This window comes from Rhizobium sp. P2_G2, from assembly GCF_056403555.1.
The window spans coordinates 19,235-43,685 of record NZ_JBFUFF010000058.1 but is presented as its reverse complement, the minus strand read 5'-3'; the positions used below and the strand labels follow the sequence as shown (position 1 = coordinate 43,685).

Here is a 24,451-nt window from a genome sequence, read left to right as displayed (position 1 = left end):
TGGCGGCACTGCGGAGGGCGGCAAGGACACGTCGGCGGCGCACACGCTGACATTCGCGATCACGAGCGACACGTTTACCGGCACCAAGGCGGCCGATAAGCTTGTCGGCACCGATGGGCACGACATCCTCAACGGCATGCACGGCGATGACAAGCTGACCGGCGGCAGGGCGAATGATACGTTTGTGTTCAAGACCGGCGATGGTCAGGATACGATTACCGATTTCGACCACAAGCAGGGGGATAAGATCGATCTCTCCGGGTTGGATGGCGTCGCGTCGTACAAGGACCTTGTGAAGAACCATCTGTCCGGAGGCGATCACATGGTGACGATCTCGGATGGGGATGGAGACACGATCACCTTGCTGCATACGAGCGTGGGTGATCTCCACAAGGGCGATTTCCTGTTTTGATCGGCGCTTGTGGCATCTTACGCAACCACGCAGGACACACCCAAAAATAGTCAAACGCCGGTGGCAACGATCTGCTATCTCGCTTCCACGAGATTTTGCCGCCGGAAGTGATGATCGACCTCGTCGGACCGGGCGCAACAGCCGCCTGGGCAGAATGCTCGCATCGTCGACAGACAGACCCGAGCAGGATGCGCCATGTCCCATACGCCTTACCCCGAAACCCTGGTCAACACCTATACGACCGGCGGTCAGATGGAGCCGGTGGTGGCGGCGCTCTCCGATGGCGGCTGGGTGGTGGTGTGGGGCGATACCGACCGCAATGGCGGCACCTACGAAATCTACGAGCAGGCCTACAATGCCGATGGAACGACGCGCGGCAGCGAGGCGCTGGTCAACAGCTACGTGACGGGCATGCACTATGTCGAAGCGGTCACCGGCCTTGCCGATGGCGGCTGGGTGGTGACCTGGAGTGACGGCACCGGCGAGGATGGCGATGGCTACGGCGCCTTCCAGCACGCCTATAGCGCAGACGGCACCACCCTGGGCCAGGAGACGCATGTCAACACCTACACCACAGGCGGTCAGCTCAACCCGACGCCGATCGCGCTTGCGGGCGGCGGCTGGGTGGTGACCTGGATGTCGAACGGCGAGGATGGCGACGGCTACGGCATCTACCAGCAGATCTATAAAGCCAATGGCAAGGCCAAGGGCGACGAAACACAGGTCAATACCTATACGACGGGCCATCAGACGAGCGGCGGCGACACCACGGCGCTTGCCGGCGGCGGCTGGGTGGTGAGCTGGACTTCGGCCGGCGAGGATGGCGACGGCTATGGCGTCTATCAGCAGGCTTATCATGCCGATGGCACGAAGATGCGCGGCGAGGTGCGGGTCAACACCACGACCGCAGGCGATGAGAGCTCCGTCGATATTGCCGGCCTGACCGGTGGCGGCTGGGTGGTGACATGGCAGATCACCAGTTCGGACCACTCGACCACCGACCTCTACCAGCAGGTCTACGCTGCCAATGGCAAGCCTGTGGGCGAGGAAACGCATGTCAATACCAGCACGGGTGGCTATCACTACTTCCGGTCGGTCACCGCGCTCGAGAATGGCGGCTGGGTGTCGACATGGGAGGACAGCGGCAGCCCCAACATCCGTCAGCGGGCCTATGCCTCCGACGGCTCCGCACTGGGCGGGGAAACCCAGATCAATACCTACACGTCCGACTCCAACTATTACGACAGCACCGTGGCGCTCGCCGATGGCGGCTGGGTGGTTGTGTGGGACGCGATCGGCGAGGACGGCGACGGTTCCGGCATCTACCAGCGGATCTACAATGCCGATGGCACGGCCAGGACCGGCGACATGCGGGTCAACACCACCACGACGGCCGACCAGGCAGAGGCAAAGGCAACGGCGCTCGCCGATGGCGGCTGGCTGGTGACATGGTATTCCGGCAGCAATGCCGACGACAATTATGACGTCTACCAGCAGCGCTATGATGCGGATGGCCAGATCTACGGCACCAACCACGCGCCGACAGCGGCGGACGGGACGATCGGCAGCCTGACCAACGGCGCTTATGCCTTCTCGAAGACCACGTTCGCCTTTTCCGACGGCACGGACGGCGATCGTTTTGCTTCGGTGACCATCAGCGCCTTGCCTTCGGCCGGCAAACTGCTGCTCAACGGTGAGGCGGTGACGGTGGGCGAGACCATTTCCGCTGGCGATCTCGCCCACCTCGTCTGGCAGGCTGGCAGATATGCGCTGTCGGCGACGATCGGCTTTACGGTGACCGACAATGGCGGCACTGCGGAGGGCGGCAAGGACACGTCGGCAGTGCACACGCTGACCTTCGCGATCGAGAGTGACACTTTCACCGGCACCAAGGCGGCCGATAAACTTGTCGGCACCGATGGCCATGACATCATCAACGGCATGCGCGGTGACGACCGGCTGACCGGCGGCAAGGCCGACGATACATTTTTGTTCAAGACCGGCGATGGCCAGGACAGGATCACCGATTTCCACCATGCTCAGGGCGACAAGATCGACCTGTCAGGGGTGGATGGCATCGCGTCGTATAGGGATCTGGTCAGGAACCACATCACCGAAGGGCACGACGGTGTCGTGATCAGCGATGGGGATGGGGATACGATTACGCTGCTGCATGTGAGCGCGGGTGATCTGCACAAGGGCGATTTTGTGTTTTGATCTKTGCCCGTCGCACTGGTCACTTGAGAAACGACGGACCAAGGGAAGGGTGGGCATTCCATTCCCGGTTCAGCGCCTTGAGTTCGTCGTGTGGATAGACCTTGCYGCGGCTCTTCTGGAATGATGGCTCCAGCATGAAGCGATGGCCCTTCCACAGCTCCGCCATCATCAGGCCGAGCAATTGCTTGCGCTTGACTGGGATCGAGAACAGCAAGGTCTCGTTGCCGGTGATTTCAGTCTGGTAAAGCGTGCCGCCGAGGTCGAACAGCGCAAACCTCATTGTATGCTGCTGCGCTTCGTTCCTGGTCACGGACATCAGATGGCCGCCCGGCTCGTCATGGAGAAAGATCGACGTGGATGTGTTGGTCAGGATGCCACGGCAGAGATCGAGAAGGTCCGAAACCGGATCGCGGAAAATCTCGGTGACAGTGCAGATATAGGGCCCGCTTTCGCAGGCGATGACGATGTCGATCCAGCCGTGACCGCGCAGCACAAGGCTGAGGCCCAATGTGTCGCAAGTGTCGGGCGGGGTTCGAGTCACCAGTCAATCCTTTGGTTCGTCCAGGCTGGACCGCCATTGCGATAACGGCAAGGTGCCGTTACGTCCTACAGCCTTAAAGCCGCGTCGTAACCCGCGCCCTCCCGTTGGGTTGGAATGTTGCTTGCTCAGGCGAGCAGCATCGATGGCGTGACGCCGGTCCGCTCCCTCAGTGAGATGGGTGCCTTTGCTTTCGCGTTCTATTGCTGGGTCCCGATCACTGTGAAATCGGAAGGCCGCTCAGCCGAGGCTCCATAACACCGTGACCAGCACCAGCAGAACCAAAAGCACGATCCACCTTCGCAAAGCTGGCTTGCGGGGCGGTGGCGGGTGGTGAATGTAGTGGAAGTAATAAAAGTCCGGTTCTTGCGCCGTGACGAGGTTATTGTAGACGCCAGGCGAGATGTCGCGGTGCACAATCTTATTGAAACGGCCGGACCAAATGGTGAGTTTCTTTGTTTCAGCGTCATAAGCGGCTTTTCGAAGCCTTTTTGAATTAAGGGCGACGACTGAATTCTTCTGTGGCTCAATTTCGGTATCGGTCATTGGTGCGACCTTGTTCTACGGGATTGCAGAATAGCGCAAAACTCGCGCCAGTAAATATGTCAGTAGAGTTGTTGTGCTTTGCCTCGATTCGTATCCAGGTCACTCCCTTCATATCGAAGGGGGGTGTCAACAGTATGAGGCCGGGCTGAAAAAAACAAGGCTTTGCCAAATGCCGGAGGGAAGTGAGGTCCCGGGCGGCGTTGGCGCCCGTCGCCAAGGATTGCGTTTCCGGGTAAAGCGCACAAAATCATCTCCCGGCATTTGCAGAGCCCGGACTGTGGCCGTATCGTGCGCTCGATGTCATCGGACGATAGGCGCAAATGCTCAAAGCTCCACTTCTGATCGGCGGCTGCCCCCGCAGTGGCACGACGGCGCTGCTGCAGGTGTTGAATTCGAGTCCGCATGCCTTCGTTTCTTCGGAAGAAGACCTGCTGTCCCTGGTCGAGCGGCTCGGCAAGGCGATCAATACAAAGGAACGTCGCAAGGCTTCGCTGAAGAGCGGAATGCGTTCGCTTTCCAGCCGGGAAACGTTGACGCTCGACAACATCCATCGGCACAATTTCACCACCGAGGCCGTGTGGCCGGCGGTCCGGTCGCTGTACAAATGGCATGCGAACCGGATCAATCCCGGATCGGAGCTGGTGCTGTGGGGCGATAAATACCCGAAATATTATGAAAATCTCGCCGGGCTGCTGGCGCTGCCGCATGCGCGTTATATCCACATCACCCGGCATCCTCTCGATGTCGTCAATTCGATGTTGCGGCGCACGGCCGAGGCGGAGGAGGGGCGGGACTGGTGGAAAGCGATTGTCAAATTCGACGAGATGCTGCAGGCTTGGTCTGCCGCCTATCTGGCGGTCATGGCCATCGCGGCGCGGAAAAACGTGCTGCATATCCAGTATGAGGACCTGGTTTTCAGGTTTTCCGAAACCGTGAGCGCGATCAATGCCTTCATGGGGACGGAGCTCAGCTTCGACAACATATTGATTGATGAGCCGGGCATGCATTTCGATCGCGTCTATCTCGATCAGGAGAAGACCGACATCATCCTCTCGCACCCGACTGTGCAAGCCTATCTGAAGGACCACGGGCAGGCAGCCGTCTGAATTTCACCGACAGGCGTGTCAATCTACGATCCGGGCACCGACGCGCAACTCGCGCCAATTGCCCGATCTGCTCCGGGCCAGGGGATGGGCCGGGTTGCTCCGGACGCGTTCGGTGGGGTGCCGCCTCTTTCCCACGCCGCGCTCCGGCTGTGAAGCCGAGCGCCATGGACGTCGTCCCGGCAGCACCTCTCTGTTGACACCCATCCGTGTCCGAAAGGACCATTCAGATAGCGATCGAGCTCGACCGCGAGGAGATGCGCATCCTGCGCGAGGTGAGGCGGGGATAGAGGTCGGCGCGGTTCCGCCGATGCATCACGCTTCAGGCAGGAGGCCGTCGAACACTTCGAGAAGTGCGTCGACGATGGCTTGTCCGAGAGCATTGCCGGTCTCTGCAATGGTATCGTCGCGCATGTCGCGGGCGGCCAGAGCCAGGTTGCCGCCCTGTTCTGCGACGATTGCGCGTGCGCGTTCGATCGCCCATTGCGCAAAATCGGCCCGTGTCTCGATCATGGTGGTTTCCATGGCAAATCTCTCGGTCGGCCGCCGGACAWGCCGGCGGCAGGACGGTCATGTTTTTGGCGCTACATGGTCTCGGCGGGACAATCAAGAGCGGGGAACGGATGACTTGCTCCAAGGGCAGACATCGGCTTCGCCTCCATCTGCCGCAAATGCCCGCCCGTGGGCTTCGCATGCCGCTACCCCGAAACCCCGGGGCCGGTTGCAGGCGACATGCTGCGGAAACTCGGGAAGGCCAATGTTGTTCGAAAAATGCGGGAAAGTCCGCTCCGGGACGCCACGGCAGTCACACGCCAGGGAACTCGGTCAGCCCCCTGGCGCAGTGTCGTACCCGGTTATTGATCTTCGCTGCAGTCGGTGATTTCGCAGGTCTGGTCGGTGGTTGCGCGCTTGGCACATTCGTTGAGCGCACGGTCGACGGCGGCGTCCTTGTCGTCGTACTTGTAGCTATAGCCATAGGTGCCGTTTTCCGACACGGCCACGCAGCCCCAGGCAAAGGCGCTGGATGTCATCGACAGGGACGCCAGGATAGCCATGGATGCGAGAACAATTGCCTTCATATGCAGGTCTCCTTATTTTTGCGCCGGTTTGAGCGAATGCAGGATATTGCCGATGAGGGCCTGATCCTTGTCTTCATCGCCCTGTGTTCCCCAATAGGTGAAAATCAGGTTCTTGTCACCGACGGTGACCGAGGCGAGGCCGATCGAGGCCGGGCCGTCCTTGTCGGTGCCGGTCCAATCCACGGCATAGAAGGGCATGCCGTTGAGCGTGCTCTCGGTCGGCTTGGCCGACTTCTCGTCGACATTCACGCCCTGGTCGCCGAGATATTTGATCGCCGCCTTGACGGTGGCATCGGTGTCCTTGGCGTCCGCGACATCGACCGACAGATAGACGGCATTGTCAGGCGAGGTGGCATCGATGCCGGTGTCGGTTTCCTTCGGACCCCAATCATCCGGGATGGTCAGCGTCGCCACCGGAGCATCGCTGGGGAAGGTGAGATCGGCGGCATGAGCCGTGGAGGAGAGCAGAGCAGCCAGCGCGGCTGCGGCAAGCAGGGTCTTCATTTCCAAATCCTTTGGGTGCCAACATGGCGCGGAAGTGATGGACCGGCGCCGGTTAAGTTTGCCTGAAGCGCACTGGACGAGTGTGAGACAAGGGAAATAAACCCTTGACGTATATATGCTTAGAGGATGTCTGGCCTGATCTCGCTTACCTTCGCGCGTCCCTGAAAGGCCATGAAACACGCCTGCGGCACGTCGCCTTGATAGAGAGCACAGTTGCAATGGATTGCATGGGTGCGGCGCGTCCGAGCGCATCTTGGCTGTGCGCGGAACGACAAGGCTCAAAAATAGTTCTATGGTTCAGGAGGACATGATGACCGAAACACTTGCTATAGACGATCCCGACCGCCGCGTTCATTTGGAAGCCGTGCTCGATCAACTCCTGCTGAAAATCCAGATCAACCTCAACCAGCGCGGCTTCGGCACGAAGGAAATCCTGACGGCGCTCGACAGCATCTGCGCCAAACGCTGGGACGCCTATGAGGAAGATCCCGATCCGGCAGAAGAGGCGTGATCCCTCAAGACATGTCCGACACCAATGTCCTTTCGATCCAAACCAAACGATTGCACGGGATTAGACCTGCTCGCCGCGCTTCAGCGTCCAAACCACAGCCCATGCTTCAAGTCTCTTCCCGGTGATATTCCCAACAGCAAATAGTGGATCGCCGCCGATCGTTTCGGCCAGATCGACCGCGGCATCAGACAGATTTGCGTAGAGCTGCAGCACGGAGCCATCGCCCATACGCCAGCGGACTGTAGTGGCGGCGCCATCCGCATCGAAGACGCCGCCATGACCTTGCATGCCGGCGAGCCGGGGCACGATTGCGCGGTGCCGGAGGGAGAGAAGCGCGCGATAATATGCGAGCATGTCGCCTTGCTCCCGGCTCATCTGCCAGTCCAGTTTGGCGGAGAAAAACGTCGCCTCGGCCGTCGGATCGGGCAGGTCTGCCGCGTCGAAACCGGGTAGGCGCGACATTTCCTTGCGCCGGCCGACACGGACCTTTTCGTTCAGATCCTCGTCGAAGTCGCAGAAATACGGAAACGGCTCTCTGGCATTCCATTCCTCGCCCATGAACAGCATCGGTATCTCAGGGGCGAGCAGATAGACGGCTGCGATCGCCTTGATGACGGCCGCGTCCTGCAAAGCCATGATCCTGTCGCCGGCTGCCCGGTTGCCGATCTGGTCATGGTTCTGGATGAAGGAGATGAAGGCGGTCGGCGGCAGATGCGCGGAGGAGGTTCCGCGAAGGCCGCCGCGATAGGGCATGTGTTCACCCTGGAACACCAGGCCTTCTGCCAGCGCCCGGCCGATATCGTGCGGACTGCCCTTGTAGTCGGCATAGTAGCCGAACCTCTCACCTGTCGCCGCGATATGCAGGACATGGTGCAGGTCGTCATTCCATTGCGCCGTGTAATGGAGCGGCGTGAGGTCTTTGCGCCTTTCCAACAAGGCGGAGTCGTTGTTCTCATTTTCGACCATCAAGTGGATATGGCGGTCGCCTGCGGCCTCTCTTGCGCGTCTCGCCAGCTCGAGCAGCAGATGTTCGCCGCTGTCGTCCCGGATCGCATGCACCGCGTCGAGCCGCAGGCCGTCGAAACGGAACGTCCCGAGCCAATAAAGCGCGTTCTCGACGACGAAATCGCGAACCAGCCGCCCGCTTTTGTCGTCATAATTTATCCCTTCGCCCCAGGGAGTCCTGTGCTTATGGGTGAAGAGCGGCGCGTAGAGCGGCTGATAATTCCCGTCGGGGCCGAAATGATTGTAGACGACATCGAGGAATACGGAGATGCCGCGTGCATGTGCCGCATCGATCAGCGCCATCAGGTCCTCCGGCCGTCCGTAGCGGCTCTCCGGCGCGTAAGGCAGAACGCCGTCGTAACCCCAGCCGAAACGGCCGGGAAAATCGCCGATCGGCATGATCTGGATGGCCGTGATGCCCACGTCGCTCAGATGATCCAGCCGCTCCATCGCCGCGGCGAACGTGCCCTGCCGGGTGAATGCACCGATATGGACTTCGCTGATCACGATTTCATGCCAGGGACGGCCTTTCCATTGCGGCACTGCCCATCGGTACCGGTCGAGGTCCACCACCTCGCTCGGGCCGTGTACGTCGTCCGGCTGGAAGCGGGAGGCCGGGTCCGGCACAGCCAGGCCATCCGGCATGACGAAAGAATAGCGCTGGCCGGCACCGACATCCTTCCGTTCGAGCCTGTGCCATCCGTCGTCGCCGCGGATCATGCGTAGCGGCGCGTGATTGTCGATCTTGACGGCGACCGGGTCCACCAGGGGCGCCCAGAGCCGGAAGGTCACGCTGTCATTGCCGAGAACAGGGCCGAACGTCGGTATCAAGGAATGCTCCATGGCTGCAGTCTATCGGAATAATGGCTCGGTGGAGCCCCCTCGGAGGTATTGAAGGTTCAACCGCCCCGGTGCGGGCAGCGACAGCCACGAGGACTGCGCCTACAACAACAACGCCCCATATAGTGCCCCGTGTCTGATAGCTAACAATCAAAGCCGCTGCTGGTTCCTCCTGTCGCGAGGCGACGTGTCGGGGCAGTAACGCGGAATTTTGCGCGAGGCGGGCAGGGAACCGGGCGTGCAGATGTTGTTCGACCCTCGACAATATCGGAGACCAAATCCCGGACGATCGGCGATCATCGCCTCCGCCCTCTCACATCAGGGCGTACCACATTTTCGGATCGGTGGATGACTGGATGCTGATCCAGCGAAGGCCTACCGCGTTCCAAGGCTTGACCTCGTCGGTGAGATTGTCCAGCACGACATCGCCATCATTGGTCCGCGCCACCAGGACGAGGTGGCCTTCGCCCCGCTCGGTCTTGCCGATCGCCAGCCGCAGCGACGAGGCCGGCCAGCCGTGCCGGATCAGCACATGCCGCTTCGACACGGCATAATCCTCGCAATCGCCGGCTTTCGGAAACAAAGTCCAATTGTCATCGGCAGTGGGGTCGGGGCGCGGCGCGATCTGATGATTGACCGCGCTGTTGACGTCATCCAGATCGGCCATCTTGCCGAATGTCGGGTTAACGGCTGCCACATTGCGTGAGCCAACGCATTCCGCCGGAGAGCGCATGCAAAACATCACCGAGGCAAAGGGTGCCGTCACTCGGCGCTTTCCGGACAGAAAGGCGGGACCGGTGAAGCGCGGGCCCGGTTTCGGCGCTGTCGGCTTGGCCGACTGGCATCCGGCTACGATTGCCAAAATGGCAATGATCGCCATTGTTCTCGACGGCTTCATGCGTGGTGATGTCCAATTCCTGCATTTTTGAACATGCTGCAGATATCAGAATCTTGCGCTCCGGGCCATCCGGTTATCGCAAACCAGCCTTGCCGGCAGTTGAGGCGGTTCTGGCAGGGGGCTGGCGGGATTTTTGAAGCGCCTTTAAGGATGCGTCCCCAAGCGATCGGCCGTGGCCTCCTACGCCGCCGTCACCGCACCTCTCGGTCATACTCCCCCGCCAATTCTTCCCGGCTGCACAGTCCCCCGGTTCAGCCCAAAATCCCTCAGCTTGATTTTCGCGCGGCGGCCGTCGGCGTGGTGGAAGACGATGCCCTCCATGTCCTTGTCGGCGAACCAGGCTTTCAGCCCGGCGAAATCGCGCGGCACGGTCTCGTCCAGCCTGAGCGTGTCGTGCGAGATCAGCCGATGGGCGGACAAGTGTTCCGGATTGTCTTGTATTTTTGGCCCGACGAGCTCATAGGTTCCGTCGGCAAGTGGTGCTGCCGCGGCGAGGGCCTCGCGATGGTAGGCATCCTCGGGGCCGTCGCCGACCGGCATCCAGCCCATGGTCTTGCCGGTCTCGRCATCGAAATCGGCCTGCTCGAATCCGTTCGGCGCAGCCTCACCCTTGCGCAGTTCCCGTCGCTTGTAGAGCCTGCCGTCGCGCACCCGCGAACACGTGCCGTCGATCTTCAGCGTCGGCCATCCTTCGCCTGCGGCGACCCATTCGCAGCCGGCATGGACTTGATCGACGACGCGGCTCCTGTCGCCGTTCCAGTCACGCTCGAAAACCGTCGGTATTTTCTTCATCTGACGCCTCTTGATGCTGTCGTTGCTGCCGCGCCGTTTGGGGGCAGGGCGCGCGACGGCTGCTTTTACAGGAGTGTGGTTGTGATGTCGTGTGCTGTCGAGGACATATGGCGGGTGATTGCGCGCGCGGCTCGCCCAGCAGTTTCTCTGCTGCAGCCCCGATTGCTCACCCAATTCGCCGCCACTCACAAAACATAGAAAATCATTTCACTTTCGCCTGATGAAATGCTCCTAAAAGCGTTGCGGCGCAGCGATCGGGCGTAGATGATTTCGCGATGACAATCGGGGTCGCATCTGGACGTGCACGATCCCACAGCATCGGCATTTTCGGTCGTGACATGGTGAAAGCATCGCATCTTCGGCCCATCGCAGCCCTCGACGTCGCCAAGAACGCGGCGGCGGATGTTGCGGCATCGCCGAGTGCAATCTCGCTCGCCGGCGTCAGCAAGTCATATCAGGGGCGCATGGTGCTCAAGGATATTTCGCTCGACGTCGCGGCCGGCGAGTTTCTGGCGATCGTCGGCCCCAGCGGCTCGGGCAAGACCACGATCATGCGGCTGATCGGCGGGTTCGAACCGCCGGATGCCGGCACGATCCGGATTGCCGGTGAGGACGTCACAGCGGAGCCAGCCGAGCGGCGCAAGGTCAATACTGTCTTTCAATCCTATGCGCTCTTTCCGCATATGAGCGTGATCGACAATGTCGCCTATGGCCCGCGCATGCATGGGGCAGGGCGGGCGGAGCGGCTGGCGAAGGCGCGCGGCCTGCTCGATCTCGTGCGCCTGTCCGACGCGGCCGAGCGTCGGCCGCACGAGCTTTCCGGCGGCATGCAGCAGCGGGTGGCGCTGGCACGTGCGCTTGCCAATGATCCTGCGGTGCTTCTGCTCGACGAACCGCTCGGCGCTCTCGACCGCAAGCTGCGCGACGAGATGCAGCGGGAATTGCGCCGGGTGCAGAGCGAGCTCGGCGCGACCTTCATCTATGTGACGCATGATCAGGACGAGGCCTTCGGCATGGCCGACCGGCTGGCGGTGATGCGCGATGGCCGCTTCGAACAGGTCGGCGCCCCGGCAGAGATCTATGATGCGCCGGCCAATGCCTGGGTGGCGCTGTTCGTCGGCAGTGCCAACAGGCTGCGCGCGCGGTTGACGGCCAAGGGCATGCCGGCGGCGCTGCAATCCGATTTCGGCGCCATCGCCGCGGGTCACCTTGAAGATGGGGCCAGTATCGGCGACACGCTGCTGGTTGTCGTCCGGCCGGAGGCGACGCATTTCGCGCCCTTCGACGCCAAGGCGGCGGCGCAGCCGAACCGCTTTGCAGCGCGGCTGGTCGACAAGGTGGCGATCGGGCCGTCTTTGCGTCTGAGAGCAGTGACGCCGGGCGGGCTCGCCTTCGAGGCGGTGGTGCAGCGCCTCACCGATGGGCCTTCGGTGGATACGCTTTCTGTCGGGGACGATGTCTTCGTCTCGTTTTCCGCCGGCGCTGCCCGTGCCTATCGGGACGATATTTCGCCGCAGACCAGATCATAGAAGGAGGACCAAGCCGATGTCGGACAATCGTTTTTCGCCAAGCCTGCCTGTCAGCAGGCGCTCCATGCTCGGGCTGCTGGGCGCAGCCCCGGTCGCCGCGGCCCTCGGCGGCGTGTTTTCCAGCCCTTCGCCTGGCCGTGCCGCCACGGCGGGCCAGCTCAATATCTACAGCTGGCCGGATTATTTCTCCAAGGAGACGCTTGCGGCTTACGCCGAGAAGACAGGCGTCACCCCCAATATCGCCACCTATGATTCCAACGACACCATGTTCGCCAAGCTAAACAGCCCGGCAGGGCAGGGTTTCGACATCGTCGTGCCGTCGTCGAGTTGGATCAAGCAATTGGCCGACAAGGGGCTGCTGGAAGAGCTCGATCATTCCAGGCTCAATCTCGCCTCGCTCGACCAGGACCTGCTCAACCGCGACTATGATCCCGGCAACAAATATTCGATCCCCAAGGATTGGGGCCTGCTCGGCGTCGTCTACGATCCCGCAGCGGTCGGCGGCGAGATCAAGACCTGGGAGGATTTCTTCAAGGCCGGCGAGAAGCCTGAAGTGTCGGGCAAGATCCGCATGTCGGATTCCGGCTGGGAAACCATCGGGCCGCAGCTCTGGATCGAGGGCAAGGACTGGAACAAGGCCACTATCGACGAGATCAAGGCGGCCGGCGAGAAGCTGAAGGCCTTCGCCAAGCATGTGAAGTCGTTCTCCGGGCTCGATCCGAATTCGGTCGCCAATGGCGCGATCGTCATGGCCCAGACAAATCAGGGCAAGGCCCGCGCTATTATCGGCCTCAATCCGAAGCTGAAATGGGCCGTGCCGGGGCCGTTCAGCGAGCTTTGGGTCGACAATTACGCCGTGGTCAAGGGCGCGCCCAATCTCGACCAGGCCTATGATTTCCTGTCTTTCGTGCTGCAGCCGGATATCCAGCTGGCGGAGACCAATTATATCGGCTTTCCGGAAGCGGTGGCCGGGCTGAGGCAGAAGATCGGCGCCGATGTGCCCAATGCCGACCTGATTTTCGGCGGCAAGGACCTGGACTTCAAGAAGCTGACCTCCTTCGTCGTCAATCCCGAGACGATCGGCACCTATAGCCAAGTGCAGCAGGAAATCCAGGCGGCGGCCGGCTGATCGTGACCGGAGCCCCGGCCGCACCCGTCTTGCGCAACCGCGCCATTGCCGGCGAAGCCTTCGCCGGCAATGGCCGTGTGCGCTCGGTGTCGCCGCGGCTCCTCGATCATCTGCTGGCGGCGGTGCCGACTGTATGGCTCGCGCTGTTCTTCCTGGCGCCGCTCGGCTTCACCGTGGTCTACTCGTTTGGCCACTCCACCTTCGGCGGGGTGGAGCCCGGCTTCACGCTGGAGAATTATGGCGAGGCGCTCACCGGCTTTTATGGCGCCACACTTGTCCGCACCATCGTCTTTGCGGCCAGCGCTTCGGCGCTGTCGATCGCGGTCGCCTATCCCGTCGCCTATTTCATCGCGCGGCGAACGGAGCGGCGGCGGGCGCTTGCCATCACGCTGATCCTCATTCCCTACTTTTCCAGCTTCCTCATCCGCATCATGGCGCTCTACATGCTGATGTCGCGCCAGGGCCTGGCCGAGATCGTGCTCAATGCGCTCTGGCTGCACTCGGGGCCGCTTGACGTGCTCGATACGCAGACGGCGGTGTTCATCGGCATGGTCTATGCCTATCTGCCGATCGCCATCGTGCCGCTCTATGTCGTGCTCGACCGCATTCCAAGGCCGCTTCTGGAAGCCAGCCGCGATCTCGGCGCCTCGCGCTTCAAAACCTTCCTCAATATCACCCTGCCGCTCAGCCGGCCCGGCCTTGCCACCGCCGTGCTGCTCACCGCCGTGCCGATGCTGGGCGAGATGGTGATCCCCAAACTGCTCGGCGGYAGCCGCGGCGTGCTGATGGGCCAGGCGCTGTCCTCGCAATATCTGCAGTCGCAGAACTATCCGCTCGGCTCGGCCATGGCGGTGCTGATCCTGATCGTTATTGCGATCATCGTCGCCGTGCTGGCGCGGCTGACGCGCGGCTTTGCGGAGGTGGGGCGATGAGCGCGATTGTGTCTCCCGCTCGCCGCCGGACGTCGCTCATCGATGCCGGCCTGCTCGTCTGGTATAGCGCTGCGCTGGTGTTCCTGTTCGCGCCGATCATTGCCGCACTGGTCTATGCCTTCAATCTCGGCGTGGTCAACAAGCAGACGGCGACGATCACCGGCTGGACATTGCAATGGTTTCCCGCTGCTTGGGAGGACCTGTCGCTCAGGCGCGCGGTGCAATCGAGCCTGGTCGTGGCCCTCTGGTCGGCGGTGATCTCGGTGCTGATCGGCGCATCGCTGGGCTATGCCCTGGTGCGCCATCCGAGCGCTTTCGTGCGCAAATTCCTCGCCGGGCTTACCTATATGCTGCTGATCGTGCCGGAGACGGTGATCGGGGTGTCGCTGCTGCTGACCTATGCGGTGACCGGCATCCGGCTTTCGACCGCGACGCTGGTCGCCGGCATCACGCCGATTTCGATCGCCGTCGTGGCGCTGATCGTGCGCGCCCGGGTGCTGACGCTCGATCGGCGCATCGAGGAGGCGGCGGCCGATCTCGGCAGTACGCGGCTCAAGACCCTGCGCTTCATCGTCCTGCCGCAGGTTCTGCCTGCGATCGCGGCCGGCGGGGTCATGGCCTATACGTTTTCCTTCGACAATCTGGTCGTGTCGGCGTTCCTCACCACGCCGCAGATCAATACGCTGCCGGTCTATCTCTATGGTAGCCTGCAATATGGCCCGTCGCCGGCAGTCTATGCGGCGGCGGCCGTGGTGTTCCTGTTCACCCTCCTGATGCTGGCAATCGCGGCGCTTCTGTTCGGCCTGGCGCGCAGGGCCGGCGCGGTGCGGCTGCTCAGCTAGGGTTGTTTTGGCAAGGTCTCCCACATGTCCGCTCTCCCGCCCAGCGCATTGCTCAATCTGCCGGCCTATCCCGCCGACCGCTACGCCGTCACCGCCGACCGGCTGAAGGCACTGCTTTCCACCCGTTCCGACGTTCTGCTGATCCAGGCCGAAGCGCTGCTGGCGCTCGAAGCCGCCGCCACCAGCGTTGCAAGGCCGGGGCTCTCCGCCGTCAATATCGTCACCAGCCCCTATGGCAGCTATTTCGGCGCCTGGCTGCGCCGCGGCGGGGCGGATGTCATCGATGTGACGGCAGAGCCCGGCCAGCCGATCGCGCTCGCGGCCGTACGGCGGGCGGTGGAGGCGCTGCCGAGGCTCGATCTCCTGTCGGTCGTGCATGGCGAAGCGGCCAATGGCGCCCTCAATCCGATTGCCGAGATCGTCACGCTCGCCAGGGCGCAGGGCGCGCTGACCGTGGTCGATGCCGTCGCCTCGTTCGGCGCCCATCCATTCGCCGTTGATGCGCTGGGGGTCGATATCGTCGCCATCGGCCCGCAAAAGGCGCTCGGCGGCCCGACCGGGCTTTCGGCGCTTTCCGTCAGCGACRGGGCATGGGCGCATATTGCAGCCATCGCGCAAGCCGCACCCTCGCTGCTGTCGCTCCATGACCTCAAGCAAAACTGGATCGATAGCGGCCGTGGCGTCTTGCCCGGCACGCCCTCGGCCATGGAATTCTGGGCGCTGGAGGCCACGCTCGACCGGGTCGAGGCTGAAGGAATCGAACATCTGGTGGCCCGCCATCAGCAGGCCGCCAGCGCCACCCGCGCCGGCCTGCGGGCGCTCGGCATCGCGCCGTGGATCGCAAGTGACGCCTCTGCCTCTGCTCTGGTCACCACCGCGCCCGTGCCCGAAGGCATCGGGGCCGAGGCGCTGATCACCGCTGCCGCCCGCTTTGGCGTCGCGCTCGGGCGCGGTTTCGGCGACATTGCCGACCGGCTGGTGCGGCTCGATCATACCGGCGCGCGTGCCGCCTTCACGCCCGTGCTGGCCAATGTCGTCGCCTATGGCGCGGCACTCCGCACCTTCGGCCATGCCGTCGATCTCGGACGTGCCGCGGAGGCTGTCACGGCCGCCTATGCCGATGGGGGCTAAGATGGAATTTGTGCGCTTGCTTCACTTGTCGGTCGATTCCTGTCGGAACTTATTCCATGGATTATATATTTATTGTGTGAATACCAAAAATTTGCTTAGGCTTCCGACCGACAATTCCGCGGATTGTCGTCGACGCCATCCGCTTCTGGAGCGTGCCCTATGAACGAATTCGTACAGGTCCGGTTCGGCACCGTCTATCCGGTAGAGCCATCCGTCAGCGCCCAGGTCGAGTGGATCTGGCAGCGGCTGGGGGAGGAGGCGATCTTTGCCTCGCGCAGCGACGGGGCACTCAGCCGGACGATGAATTCGGCCATTCTCTATCACCCTAGCTTTGCGGCGGCACTTGCGCACCGGCTCGCCCAGAAAATCGCCAATCACGATCTCGACGGCGAAGAGATGATGATGGTGATCAACCAGGCGTTTCTCAGTGATCCCGCAATCATCACCGCTGCGGCAGCCGATCTCGTCGCCGTCAAGGAGCGCGATCCGAGCAATGCCGAGATTCTGACGCCGTTTCTCTATTTCAAGGGGTTTTTGGCGCTGCAAGGCCAGCGGGTCGGCCATTGGCTCTGGCACCATAGCCGCACCCACATGGCGCGGCATCTGCAGAGCCGGATTTCCGAAGTCTTCGGCGTCGACATCCATCCGGCGGCGCGCATGGGCCGCGGCATCATGCTCGACCATGGCAGCGGGCTGGTCATCGGCGAAACCGCAGTCGTCGAAGACGATGTCTCGATCCTGCAGAACGTCACGCTGGGCGGTACCGGCAAGGAAAGCGGCGACCGGCATCCGAAGGTGCGCCGCGGGGTGCTGATCGGCTGCGGCGCAAAGATCCTCGGCAATATCGAGATCGGCGAGGGCGCCAAGATCGGCGCCGGCAGCGTCGTCGTCTCGCCCGTGGCAGCCTATACATCGGTGGTTGGTATCCCGGCCCGCCCGGTCGGCCGCTCCTCGCCCGACAAGGGCATGCCCGGCGTGACGATGAAACAGGCGCTGGATGAGCCGGATTACGTCATCTGATACCAAGTGTCGATGATATGACGTGGCTGTATGGGGCTTGCGGGATCGCCGCGCGCCAATACGGCAATTGATGCTCGGCACCGATCTGCCGTGGGAGACAGTGTCTTGACGCCATCGAGGCGACAGCGGATGGCAATTAATCCCTGGCTGCGTCGAACGGAGTGGACAAGCTCGCTTCAATTCCGATCGTCCCGCACTACATATCCATCACGCCAAAATCCGGATCGTCAAAATGCAAGAAGTGAAAGTCAAGACCCGCCCTACCGGCGCCAATGCAGTGCTTGGCCGTAACGGTTTTCCGCACATTACCTCGGTCACCGGCGGCGAAATCGATATCGTCACCGGCGCCTCGCAGCCGGGCTTCAATCCGCTCGACCTGCTTTATGCCTCGCTTTCCGCCTGCCTGGTGCTCAGCGCCCGGATCGCCGCGAGCCGCATGGGCGTGCTCGACAAGATCGAGCGGATCACCGCCGATGTCACCGGCGAGAAGGCGCATGACGGCCTTTCGCGGGTGGAAAAGTTCAATATCGTTTTCAAGGTCGAAGGCGATATCGACGGGGAAACGCGCTCGGCGATCATCTCGGCGGCGGAGGACGAAATCTGCACCGTCAGCAACACGATTCGCGGCAATCCGGAATTCGTCACGACGGTGGCCTGAGGCCCTGTTCAGGCGAGCGCTGCCAGCCAATCATCCGATGCCAGCGCGTTGCGGTCGAGCGACCGGTCGATCAGACCGGATTTCATCATCACAGCCCGGTCGCACATATGGGCGATCACGCCGGGGTCGTGGCTGACGAGGATCAGCGTCATGCCCTGCAAGCGCTTGAGATCGTTGAGTAGGTTGAGGATTTCGGCTTGCACCGAGATGTCGAGCGCCGAGGTCGGCTCGTCGAGCAGCAGCAGGGACGGTTTCAGCAGCAGCGCCCGGGCGATGGCCACGCGCTGCCGCTGGCCGCCGGAAAGCTGGTGCGGATAGCGCGCCGCGATGTCAGGCGATAGGCCGACCTTCCCGAGCACGTCGGTGACCTGCCGCGCGATGTCGCGCCCGCCGCGGATCGCCAGCGGCTCGCCGAGCGTGCGGCTGATACGGTGGCGCGGGTGCAGTGACGAATAGGGGTCCTGGAACACCATCTGGATATTGTCGCGCAGCCGGCCGGTTATCTTGCGGCCGGGCTGCAGCATGTCCCCGAAGACGCGGATCGAACCCTGCCAATGGGTGTTCAAGCCGGCAATCGCCCTGAGAACCGTGGTCTTGCCGCAGCCGGACGGGCCGACGAGGCCGAATGTCTCGCCTTCACCGACCTCGAAGCCGACGCCCTTTACCGCGACGAAGCGGCTGCCTGATGTCTCGAAGCCGATCACCAGGTTGTCTACCGAGATCGCATTCATGGCGCGTCTCCGTAGACGGGCAGCCGTGTGCCATAGGTCCTGGCCGATGGCTGCGCAGCCCAAAGCGCCCGCGTATAGGCGGACTGCGCCTGGGCGAGATCGGCCGATGCCATTTGCTCCTCGATCTTGCCCCGGCGCATCACCACGACACGATCGGCATAGCGCGACACCTGCCTGAGGTCGTGGCTGATCAGCAGCAGGCCCATGCCGAATTCGGTGGTCAGCGAGCGCAGCAGCGTCAGAATCTGGTCCTGCAGTGCACGGTCGAGTGCCGAGGTCGGCTCGTCGGCGATCAACAGTTTCGGCTGGTTGATGATCATCGCGGCGATCATGACGCGCTGGCCCATGCCGCCGGATAGTGCTGCGGGGTAGCTGGCATAGACGCGTTTCGGGTCAGGCAACCCGACCTTGGCGAGCATGTCGAGCGCCTTTTCGCGCCGCTCCGTGGCACCGAGGCGGGTGTGGAGCAGGAGCGCTTCCTCGACCTGCCGGCCGACCTTATGGGCCGGGTTGAGCGAATATTTCGGGTCCTGCAGGATGAGGCCGATATCGTTGCCGCGCAGAGCATTCCAGCCGGATGGCGTTAGCGCCTTGAGGTCGCGGCCGTCGAAGTTGAGCGTGCGGGCGCGCATCTCGGCGCTGCCTGGCAACAGGCGCATTACGGCCCGGCCGGTCATCGATTTGCCCGAGCCGGATTCACCGACCAGCGCTACGATCTCGCGGCCGACCGTAAAAGAGATATTGTCGACCACGCGCACCGGTCCGGTTTCGGAGGGGAAGGTGATCAACAGGCCGTCTATGTCGAGCAGCGGTTCAGCCATGGCGGGGATCCAATATGTCGCGCAGGCCGTCGGCGATCAGGTTGAAGGCCAGCGAAATCGCCAGGATGGCAAAGCCGGGGACAGCCGCGACCCACCACTGGTCGAAGATCACCTGCGTGCCATCGGCGACCATGGAACCCCATTCCGCCGTCGGCGGCCGCACGCCCAGCCCGAGGAAGCCGAGGCCGGCGGCGGCGAGGATGATGCCGGATAGATCGAGCGCCAGGCGGATGACGGCCGAGGGCAGGACAAGCGGCAGGATATGGCCCCAGAGCAGGCGGATACCGCGAATGCCGACCATTTCGGCGGCGGCGAGATAGTCGCTGCGGCGCAAGGCCGCCGTTTCGACGCGCGCCTGCCGCGCATAGGCCGGCCAGCTCGTCAGCGCCAGCGCCAAGGCGCCGTTGATCAGGCCCGGCCCCATGATGGCGACGAAGGCGAAGGCGAGCAGCAGCCGCGGGAAGGACATGACGATGTCGGTGAAGCGCATCAGGATGCGCTCGGTCATGCCGCCGAAAAAGCCGGCCAGGATACCGACGAGAATGCCGAGCGGCGCCATCAGCAGAACCACGACGAGGACGAGCAACAGGGTGGGCCGCGCGCCATAGATGAGGCGTGAGAGGATATCGCGGCCGAAGGCATCCGTGCCCAGCCAATGGGCCGATGTGGGCGGCATCAGCCGGTTGGCGGTGTCCTGGAGGATTGGATCATAGGGCGCGATCAGCGGCGCCAGCAGTGCCACGAGCAAGATCAGCGCGACGACTGCTCCGCCGATCGTGGCGGATGGCGAGCGCAGGAAACGCGTGGCGAAGGACGGTTCGGCAACCGGGTGCTCGACGATCGCGCTCATCGGYGACCCCCCGCCTGGAGCTGCAGGGCGCCGAGATCGGTCAGCGTGTTGAGCAGCACGAAGGACGTGCCGACCACAAGCGTCGCGCCGAGCACGGCTGCCATGTCGCCGGCGAACATGGCAGTGGTCAGGTAGCGGCCGATCCCGGGCCAAGCGAAGACGGTTTCGGTCAGCACGGCGCCTTCGAGCAGGCTGGCATAGGCGAGCGCCACCACGGTCAACAGCGTGCCGGCGACGTTCGGCAGGACATGGACGAGCACGACGCGGCGCATGCCGGCGCCCTTGGCTCTGGCGGTGGTGACATATTCCTGGCCGAGTTCGGTCAGCACCGTCGAGCGCGTCAGCCGGGCGATCGAGGCGAGCGCATAGATTGCGAGCGCCGTCGCCGGCAGGGCGAGATGCGACAGCGCATCGCGAAAGGCGCCGGCCTTGCCGGAGAGCCAGGTGTCGATCAGCGCAAAGCCTGTGACCGGTTTGACCGTGTACTGGAAGACGATATCGGTGCGGCCGGGTCCCGGCGCCCAATGCAGCCGGGCATAGAAGAGCTGCAGCATCAACAGGCCGAGCCAGAAGATCGGGATCGAATAGCCGATCAGCGAGATGAGGCGCGCCAGCGCATCGAGCCAGCTTCCCGGCCGCATGGCGGCGAGAATGCCGAGCGTCAGCCCGATCAGGGTGGCAAAGACAATGGCGACGGTGGCGAGTTCGATGGTTGCCGGTAATGTGCGGGCGATATCGCTCGCCACTGGCTGGCCGGTCGAGGTCGACAGGCCGAGATTGCCGGTCAGCGCCGTCTCGACATAGCGGACGAATTGCAGCGGCAGCGGTTGGTCGAGGCCCAGTTCGGCGCGGGCGGCGAGATAGGTGGACTGGCTGGCATGCTCGCCGACGAGCTGCAGCGCCGGGTCGACGGGGGCCGCGCGGGTCATGGCGAAGGTCACCAGCGCCAGGCCGAGCAGGGTGAGTGCGAAGGACCAGAGCCATTTGGCGAGCGTCCAGGCGAAAGACAACTCCCGCCAGCGTCGCCGCGGGCGGGAGTCATCGATCTCGGTTTGCGACGGGTTTGCCGTCTCTGGCACTTATTTTTCCACCTTGTCGTAATAGACCTGGTCAGCGTTCAGGCCCTGGGCATAGTTCTTCACCTTGTCGCTTAGCACGACCTCATCATTACCCTGAAGGGTGAAAACGTAGGGCGAGCTTTTCTGGATCTTCTTCTGCAGGTCCTGATAGAGCTCGACGCGCTTGGCCGGGTCCTGTTGCTTGACGGCGGCGAGCGTCTCGTCGGTCAGTTCCGGGATCACCCAGCCCGCCTGCTTGGCGACCGTGTTGGCGGAATTGTCCTTGTTGATGGCAAAGGCGCTGGCATTGGAATGCGGGTCGAAATAGTCCGGGATCCAGTAGCGCAGCGTCATCTCGTATTTGCCGGCGCGGCCGCGGGCATAGATCTCGCTGGCGACACCCGGCTGGATGTCGAGCGTKATGCCGGCCTGCGCGAAGGTCGATTGCAGCGATTGCGCGATCGACAGGAAGGGCTGGTCGTTGAAGACGATGAATTCGATCTTGAACGGTGTCTTGATGCCGCCGTCGGCAAGGATCTTCTTGGCCTTCTCGACATCGAGCTTGAACGGCGTGTCGGTCAGCGCGCCGGGGAAGCCGACCGGCAGGAAGGCCTGATGCACCGTGCTCTGGCCGCGCAGCAGGTTCTTGGCGATGCCGTCGTAATCGACGAGATAACGTGCCGCGTCCCAGAAGGCCGGATTGCCGAGCGTCGGATTGGCCTTGGAATTGATCAGCACATAGTCCGTGCGGGCCGAGGGGACGGAGAGGACCTTGACGCCGGACTTGCTCTTCAGCGCATCGATCTGGTCGGCCGACAGGCCGCGGGCGATATCGGCGTCACCCTGTTCGACGAGCAGCCGCCGGGCGCCGACATCCGGCACGTTGCGGATGATCAGGTTGGGCAGGGCTGCCTTGTCGGACGAATTGGCGTTGGCCTGCAACACCAGAGCCTCATGCGGCGTGTAATTGGCGATGACATAGGCGCCGCTGCCGGCGGAATTGGTCTTCAGCCAGCCATTGCCGAAATCATTGTCCTTGACCTGGGCGGTGACCGTCTTTTCGTCGACGATCGAAGCGATCGGCGCGGTGAGCAAGGCGAGGGCAAAGCCCGGACCGACATCGGCGCTCCAGGAAAGCTTGACATGCTTGTCGTCGACCTTGGTGACGGCGGCATCGACGCTGTCGGCCTTCCAGCCGAGCTCATTGAGGATGAAGGCCGGCGCCTTGTTGAGTTTGACCGCGCGCGTCAGCGAGAAGATCACGTCCTCGGGGCGCACCGGATTGCCGGAGGCGAACTTGGCATCAGTGAGCGCGAAGACCAGGCTCTTGCCGTCCTTGCCGGCTTCCCAGGAAGCGGCGAGCGCCGGCTCGATCTTGGTCCCGTCCTGGCGGTTGGACTGTACCAGCCGCTGGTAGACATTGTTGAACGACTGGACCGTGGTCAGCTCGAAACCTTCGGCCGGGTCGAAGCTGACGGCATCGTCGATCGACTGCGCCACGACGAGCGTGTCGCTCGGCGTTTCGGCATGCGCGAACGGAGCGCCGAGTGCGAGAACGGCGCCGAAGACGCCGCCGAGCAGTTTTTGCCTGATGGTGATGGTCATGGTGGACTCCCTTTGATCGGATGGCGGTAAGATCAGTCTTGTTTTTCGGCGAAGGCTGCGAGTTCGGGGTCGAAATCGACCTCGACGACGTTGTTGAACACGGCGGTGGCGATCATGACGCCGGCGAAGGCTGTGAGATCGACCAGGGTTTTCGGCTGGTAGCGCAGTTTCAGCGCCGCCCAGATATCGGCCGGCACGGCATTGGAGTTGGCAACGATGGCGCGGCCGAAGCGGGCAAGCAGGGCTTCTTCTTCGGAGAGCACGAGCGCGTCGGGGTCGAAGCCGGCGTTGATCAGTGCCCTGCGGAAGAACGTCACCGCGATCTTCGAGTTCAATGCCTTGGAGATCGCATGCGAAAATATCCAGATGGCGCGGTCGTCGATGACCGGCAGCAGCTCGGTACGCAGGGTGAACCATTCGGCATAGATGCGATGCGCCTGCGGCGAATGCAGCAGCGTGCGCTTCATATTGGTCATGCGCCCGCGGGCGGCGATTTCGTCGTCATGCGCTCGGCGGATATCCTCGGCGGCGGTGTCGTAGTCGATTTGCGGGATTTGGCTCATGGACGCCTCGCTTGCGTGGGTAGGAAGTTACACCGGGGCCTGGATGAAGGTGAGAGGCGCATGATCTAACTTGGTGGCCACTGGACGAAAAATATTCTACAGACTAATTCTATAGAGAAAGTGTTATATGAGCGACCCTATTACCAGTTCATCGATGAGGAAAATCGACATGAAAATCAAAGTGGTTATCGGCAATCCTTCGGCGGGCGGTCGAACGACGGAACTGGCCGTGGCCGTTGGCAAGGCGATTGCCGGTCTGGTCGGCACGTCGGATGAGGTCGAGGTGATCGAGCTCTCACACCATGCCGCGGGCCTGTTCGACTGGAATTCGGAGAGCGTCAAGGCGCTGACGAAGAGCGTCGCCGAGCCCGGTCTCGTGGTTTTCGCCACGCCGACCTACAAGGCGAGCTATACCGGCCTGCTCAAGGCTTTTCTCGACCGCTACGACACCGGCGGACTCAAGGGCACCGTGGCAATCCCCGTCTTCACCGGCGGCGCGCCCGATCACTCGCTGGCGCCGAACCACACATTGCGGCCGCTCTTGGTGGAACTGGGCGCCAGCGTGCCGACTGGGAGCCTCTATCTCGTGACATCGCAGTTCGATGGCAAGGACGAGATCGTGACGAAGTTTGTCGACGCCGAACACTATCCGCTGCTCGGTGCCGCGCACGGGCTCGCCCTTGCCGCCAAGGCGCGAGCGGTCTGACCGCGCTGTTATCTATCGCCACGGCGGGCTAGGGTGAGATCGATTTCCACCAGCGCATCCCGGCCCAACCTGGCGACGCCGACCGTCGTGCGGGCGGGGAAGGCAGCCTCGTCGTTGAAATAGCGGTGATAAACGGAGTTCAAGCCCGCATAGTCTCGCTCGAAATGGCTGAGATAGATGCGGGCGAAGACAGTGTCCGAGAGGCGATAGCCGGATGCCTCGACGATCAGCGCAAGATTGCGGAAGACGAGCTCCGTCTGTTGCTCGATCGATGCCGGCAGCGCTGCGTCCGGATGGGTGGGATCGATCGGCAGTTGGCCGGTGACGAGCAGGAAGCCGTTGGCCTCCACCGCGTGGGAATAGCGGGCGGTTTTTGGCGGTGGAGCGGCTTTGTCGGTTTTGATGTAGCGGGTCATGATGGAATCCGGACG

28 protein-coding genes are annotated in these 24,451 nt (G+C 62.7%); 13 read left to right on the top strand and 15 right to left on the bottom strand.

What is annotated here, in order from left to right:
* Both AC1D06_RS28485 and AC1D06_RS28480 read left to right on the top strand, forming a co-directional pair.
* A partial coding sequence (locus AC1D06_RS28485) for a type I secretion C-terminal target domain-containing protein (protein WP_477989219.1) occupies nucleotides 1-412 on the top strand: 412 nt, incomplete at its 5' end.
* Nucleotides 413-607: 195 nt separating this feature from the next.
* Nucleotides 608-2,629: a hypothetical protein gene (locus tag AC1D06_RS28480; RefSeq protein WP_477880436.1), complete on the top strand. Its 2,022-nt coding sequence runs from the start codon at nucleotides 608-610 to the stop codon at nucleotides 2,627-2,629.
* Between the two features lie 19 nt (nucleotides 2,630-2,648).
* Here AC1D06_RS28480 and AC1D06_RS28475 read toward each other — a convergent pair whose 3' ends face one another.
* Together AC1D06_RS28475 and AC1D06_RS28470 are read right to left on the bottom strand one after the other, a co-directional pair.
* Nucleotides 2,649-3,170, bottom strand: coding sequence for a hypothetical protein (locus tag AC1D06_RS28475; RefSeq protein WP_477989218.1), 522 nt, complete (start codon nucleotides 3,168-3,170; stop codon nucleotides 2,649-2,651).
* Between the two features lie 237 nt (nucleotides 3,171-3,407).
* The gene (locus AC1D06_RS28470; protein ID WP_477880433.1) at nucleotides 3,408-3,713 is read right to left on the bottom strand and encodes a KTSC domain-containing protein; all 306 of its coding nucleotides are present in this window, start codon (nucleotides 3,711-3,713) and stop codon (nucleotides 3,408-3,410) included.
* A 320-nt stretch (nucleotides 3,714-4,033) separates the two neighbouring features.
* Here AC1D06_RS28470 and AC1D06_RS28465 point away from each other — a divergent pair, with 320 nt between their 5' ends.
* A complete protein-coding gene (locus AC1D06_RS28465) occupies nucleotides 4,034-4,819 on the top strand; it encodes a sulfotransferase family protein (protein WP_477989217.1) in 786 nt (261 codons plus the stop codon).
* A gap of 312 nt (nucleotides 4,820-5,131) precedes the next feature.
* On the opposite strand, the gene AC1D06_RS28460 is transcribed toward AC1D06_RS28465, so the two are convergent.
* From AC1D06_RS28460 to AC1D06_RS28450, 3 genes are all read right to left on the bottom strand, one after another.
* Nucleotides 5,132-5,341: a hypothetical protein gene (locus AC1D06_RS28460; RefSeq protein ID WP_477880429.1), complete on the bottom strand. Its 210-nt coding sequence runs from the start codon at nucleotides 5,339-5,341 to the stop codon at nucleotides 5,132-5,134.
* Nucleotides 5,342-5,670: 329 nt separating this feature from the next.
* Nucleotides 5,671-5,895 carry a DUF4189 domain-containing protein gene (locus tag AC1D06_RS28455; RefSeq protein ID WP_477880427.1) on the bottom strand — a complete coding sequence of 75 codons (225 nt, stop codon included), beginning with the start codon at nucleotides 5,893-5,895 and terminating at the stop codon, nucleotides 5,671-5,673.
* 12 nt (nucleotides 5,896-5,907) lie between these two features.
* Nucleotides 5,908-6,399: a histidine kinase gene (locus tag AC1D06_RS28450; protein WP_477880426.1), complete on the bottom strand. Its 492-nt coding sequence runs from the start codon at nucleotides 6,397-6,399 to the stop codon at nucleotides 5,908-5,910.
* A gap of 310 nt (nucleotides 6,400-6,709) precedes the next feature.
* On the opposite strand from AC1D06_RS28450, the gene AC1D06_RS28445 reads away from it, so the two are divergent.
* Nucleotides 6,710-6,910 (top strand): hypothetical protein, encoded by a 201-nt coding sequence (locus AC1D06_RS28445; protein WP_477989216.1) that lies wholly within the window; start codon nucleotides 6,710-6,712, stop codon nucleotides 6,908-6,910.
* Between the two features lie 60 nt (nucleotides 6,911-6,970).
* Here the strand turns inward: AC1D06_RS28445 and treZ are convergent, their stop codons facing one another.
* Complete coding sequence (treZ, locus tag AC1D06_RS28440) at nucleotides 6,971-8,746, bottom strand: malto-oligosyltrehalose trehalohydrolase (RefSeq protein ID WP_477989214.1); 1,776 nt, start codon at nucleotides 8,744-8,746, stop codon at nucleotides 6,971-6,973.
* A 322-nt stretch (nucleotides 8,747-9,068) separates the two neighbouring features.
* Nucleotides 9,069-9,488 carry a transglutaminase-like cysteine peptidase gene (locus AC1D06_RS28435; protein ID WP_477880422.1) on the bottom strand — a complete coding sequence of 140 codons (420 nt, stop codon included), beginning with the start codon at nucleotides 9,486-9,488 and terminating at the stop codon, nucleotides 9,069-9,071.
* Between AC1D06_RS28435 and AC1D06_RS28430 the strand changes: the two genes are divergently transcribed.
* Nucleotides 9,487-9,684 (top strand): hypothetical protein, encoded by a 198-nt coding sequence (locus AC1D06_RS28430; protein ID WP_477880420.1) that lies wholly within the window; start codon nucleotides 9,487-9,489, stop codon nucleotides 9,682-9,684. The genes AC1D06_RS28435 and AC1D06_RS28430 overlap by 2 nt on opposite strands.
* Before the next feature lie 176 nt (nucleotides 9,685-9,860).
* Here the strand turns inward: AC1D06_RS28430 and AC1D06_RS28425 are convergent, their stop codons facing one another.
* Nucleotides 9,861-10,445: an RNA ligase 1 family protein gene (locus AC1D06_RS28425; protein WP_477989212.1), complete on the bottom strand. Its 585-nt coding sequence runs from the start codon at nucleotides 10,443-10,445 to the stop codon at nucleotides 9,861-9,863.
* Nucleotides 10,446-10,783: 338 nt separating this feature from the next.
* Between AC1D06_RS28425 and AC1D06_RS28420 the strand changes: the two genes are divergently transcribed.
* The 7 genes from AC1D06_RS28420 to AC1D06_RS28390 all read left to right on the top strand — a co-directional run bounded on the left by AC1D06_RS28420 (nucleotide 10,784) and on the right by AC1D06_RS28390 (nucleotide 17,686).
* Nucleotides 10,784-11,974, top strand: coding sequence for an ABC transporter ATP-binding protein (locus AC1D06_RS28420; RefSeq protein WP_477989210.1), 1,191 nt, complete (start codon nucleotides 10,784-10,786; stop codon nucleotides 11,972-11,974).
* A 16-nt stretch (nucleotides 11,975-11,990) separates the two neighbouring features.
* Entirely contained in the window at nucleotides 11,991-13,103 is a 1,113-nt protein-coding gene (locus tag AC1D06_RS28415) for an ABC transporter substrate-binding protein (protein WP_477989208.1), read from the top strand.
* Nucleotides 13,104-13,105: 2 nt separating this feature from the next.
* Complete coding sequence (locus AC1D06_RS28410) at nucleotides 13,106-14,035, top strand: ABC transporter permease (protein ID WP_477989206.1); 930 nt, start codon at nucleotides 13,106-13,108, stop codon at nucleotides 14,033-14,035.
* Nucleotides 14,032-14,877 carry an ABC transporter permease gene (locus AC1D06_RS28405; RefSeq protein ID WP_477989204.1) on the top strand — a complete coding sequence of 282 codons (846 nt, stop codon included), beginning with the start codon at nucleotides 14,032-14,034 and terminating at the stop codon, nucleotides 14,875-14,877. Before AC1D06_RS28410 ends, AC1D06_RS28405 begins: the two co-directional genes overlap by 4 nt.
* Nucleotides 14,878-14,901: 24 nt before the next feature.
* Nucleotides 14,902-16,008 carry a pyridoxal-phosphate-dependent aminotransferase family protein gene (locus AC1D06_RS28400; RefSeq protein ID WP_477989202.1) on the top strand — a complete coding sequence of 369 codons (1,107 nt, stop codon included), beginning with the start codon at nucleotides 14,902-14,904 and terminating at the stop codon, nucleotides 16,006-16,008.
* A gap of 159 nt (nucleotides 16,009-16,167) precedes the next feature.
* Nucleotides 16,168-17,028 (top strand): serine O-acetyltransferase, encoded by an 861-nt coding sequence (gene cysE, locus AC1D06_RS28395; protein ID WP_477989200.1) that lies wholly within the window; start codon nucleotides 16,168-16,170, stop codon nucleotides 17,026-17,028.
* Nucleotides 17,029-17,260: 232 nt separating this feature from the next.
* Complete coding sequence (locus AC1D06_RS28390) at nucleotides 17,261-17,686, top strand: OsmC family protein (RefSeq protein WP_477880406.1); 426 nt, start codon at nucleotides 17,261-17,263, stop codon at nucleotides 17,684-17,686.
* 8 nt (nucleotides 17,687-17,694) lie between these two features.
* Here the strand turns inward: AC1D06_RS28390 and AC1D06_RS28385 are convergent, their stop codons facing one another.
* The 6 genes from AC1D06_RS28385 to AC1D06_RS28360 are packed head-to-tail and all read right to left on the bottom strand — an operon-like array spanning nucleotide 17,695 to nucleotide 23,314.
* On the bottom strand, nucleotides 17,695-18,417 hold the full coding sequence (locus AC1D06_RS28385; protein WP_477989199.1) for an ABC transporter ATP-binding protein: 723 nt from the start codon (nucleotides 18,415-18,417) through the stop codon (nucleotides 17,695-17,697).
* On the bottom strand, nucleotides 18,414-19,238 hold the full coding sequence (locus AC1D06_RS28380) for an ATP-binding cassette domain-containing protein (protein WP_477989197.1): 825 nt from the start codon (nucleotides 19,236-19,238) through the stop codon (nucleotides 18,414-18,416). Before AC1D06_RS28380 ends, AC1D06_RS28385 begins: the two co-directional genes overlap by 4 nt.
* A complete protein-coding gene (locus AC1D06_RS28375; protein WP_477880402.1) occupies nucleotides 19,231-20,088 on the bottom strand; it encodes an ABC transporter permease in 858 nt (285 codons plus the stop codon). The genes AC1D06_RS28380 and AC1D06_RS28375 overlap by 8 nt, the downstream gene beginning before the upstream one ends.
* Nucleotides 20,085-21,167: an ABC transporter permease gene (locus AC1D06_RS28370; protein ID WP_477989196.1), complete on the bottom strand. Its 1,083-nt coding sequence runs from the start codon at nucleotides 21,165-21,167 to the stop codon at nucleotides 20,085-20,087. Before AC1D06_RS28370 ends, AC1D06_RS28375 begins: the two co-directional genes overlap by 4 nt.
* On the bottom strand, nucleotides 21,168-22,751 hold the full coding sequence (locus AC1D06_RS28365) for an ABC transporter substrate-binding protein (RefSeq protein ID WP_477989195.1): 1,584 nt from the start codon (nucleotides 22,749-22,751) through the stop codon (nucleotides 21,168-21,170).
* A 32-nt stretch (nucleotides 22,752-22,783) separates the two neighbouring features.
* On the bottom strand, nucleotides 22,784-23,314 hold the full coding sequence (locus AC1D06_RS28360) for a carboxymuconolactone decarboxylase family protein (RefSeq protein ID WP_477989191.1): 531 nt from the start codon (nucleotides 23,312-23,314) through the stop codon (nucleotides 22,784-22,786).
* A gap of 169 nt (nucleotides 23,315-23,483) precedes the next feature.
* Here AC1D06_RS28360 and AC1D06_RS28355 point away from each other — a divergent pair, with 169 nt between their 5' ends.
* Nucleotides 23,484-24,020, top strand: a complete 537-nt coding sequence (locus AC1D06_RS28355; protein ID WP_477989189.1) for an NADPH-dependent FMN reductase — start codon at nucleotides 23,484-23,486, stop codon at nucleotides 24,018-24,020.
* Between the two features lie 8 nt (nucleotides 24,021-24,028).
* On the opposite strand, the gene AC1D06_RS28350 is transcribed toward AC1D06_RS28355, so the two are convergent.
* On the bottom strand, nucleotides 24,029-24,436 hold the full coding sequence (locus tag AC1D06_RS28350) for a RidA family protein (RefSeq protein WP_477989188.1): 408 nt from the start codon (nucleotides 24,434-24,436) through the stop codon (nucleotides 24,029-24,031).
* Nucleotides 24,437-24,451 lie beyond the last annotated feature (15 nt).

Excerpts from the sequence above, each read along its gene's own strand:
- AC1D06_RS28480 (WP_477880436.1), top strand. The coding sequence starts at position 608 with ATGTCCCATACGCCTTACCCCGAAACCCTGGTCAACACCTATACGACC.
- AC1D06_RS28470 (WP_477880433.1), bottom strand. The coding sequence starts at position 3,713 with ATGACCGATACCGAAATTGAGCCACAGAAGAATTCAGTCGTCGCCCTT.
- AC1D06_RS28465 (WP_477989217.1), top strand. The coding sequence starts at position 4,034 with ATGCTCAAAGCTCCACTTCTGATCGGCGGCTGCCCCCGCAGTGGCACG.
- AC1D06_RS28460 (WP_477880429.1), bottom strand. The coding sequence starts at position 5,341 with ATGGAAACCACCATGATCGAGACACGGGCCGATTTTGCGCAATGGGCG.
- AC1D06_RS28455 (WP_477880427.1), bottom strand. The coding sequence starts at position 5,895 with ATGAAGGCAATTGTTCTCGCATCCATGGCTATCCTGGCGTCCCTGTCG.
- AC1D06_RS28450 (WP_477880426.1), bottom strand. The coding sequence starts at position 6,399 with ATGAAGACCCTGCTTGCCGCAGCCGCGCTGGCTGCTCTGCTCTCCTCC.
- AC1D06_RS28445 (WP_477989216.1), top strand. The coding sequence starts at position 6,710 with ATGACCGAAACACTTGCTATAGACGATCCCGACCGCCGCGTTCATTTG.
- AC1D06_RS28430 (WP_477880420.1), top strand. The coding sequence starts at position 9,487 with ATGCAAAACATCACCGAGGCAAAGGGTGCCGTCACTCGGCGCTTTCCG.
- AC1D06_RS28435 (WP_477880422.1), bottom strand. The coding sequence starts at position 9,488 with ATGCGCTCTCCGGCGGAATGCGTTGGCTCACGCAATGTGGCAGCCGTT.
- AC1D06_RS28420 (WP_477989210.1), top strand. The coding sequence starts at position 10,784 with ATGGTGAAAGCATCGCATCTTCGGCCCATCGCAGCCCTCGACGTCGCC.
- AC1D06_RS28415 (WP_477989208.1), top strand. The coding sequence starts at position 11,991 with ATGTCGGACAATCGTTTTTCGCCAAGCCTGCCTGTCAGCAGGCGCTCC.
- AC1D06_RS28405 (WP_477989204.1), top strand. The coding sequence starts at position 14,032 with ATGAGCGCGATTGTGTCTCCCGCTCGCCGCCGGACGTCGCTCATCGAT.
- cysE (WP_477989200.1), top strand. The coding sequence starts at position 16,168 with ATGAACGAATTCGTACAGGTCCGGTTCGGCACCGTCTATCCGGTAGAG.
- AC1D06_RS28390 (WP_477880406.1), top strand. The coding sequence starts at position 17,261 with ATGCAAGAAGTGAAAGTCAAGACCCGCCCTACCGGCGCCAATGCAGTG.
- AC1D06_RS28385 (WP_477989199.1), bottom strand. The coding sequence starts at position 18,417 with ATGAATGCGATCTCGGTAGACAACCTGGTGATCGGCTTCGAGACATCA.
- AC1D06_RS28380 (WP_477989197.1), bottom strand. The coding sequence starts at position 19,238 with ATGGCTGAACCGCTGCTCGACATAGACGGCCTGTTGATCACCTTCCCC.
- AC1D06_RS28375 (WP_477880402.1), bottom strand. The coding sequence starts at position 20,088 with ATGAGCGCGATCGTCGAGCACCCGGTTGCCGAACCGTCCTTCGCCACG.
- AC1D06_RS28360 (WP_477989191.1), bottom strand. The coding sequence starts at position 23,314 with ATGAGCCAAATCCCGCAAATCGACTACGACACCGCCGCCGAGGATATC.
- AC1D06_RS28355 (WP_477989189.1), top strand. The coding sequence starts at position 23,484 with ATGAAAATCAAAGTGGTTATCGGCAATCCTTCGGCGGGCGGTCGAACG.
- AC1D06_RS28350 (WP_477989188.1), bottom strand. The coding sequence starts at position 24,436 with ATGACCCGCTACATCAAAACCGACAAAGCCGCTCCACCGCCAAAAACC.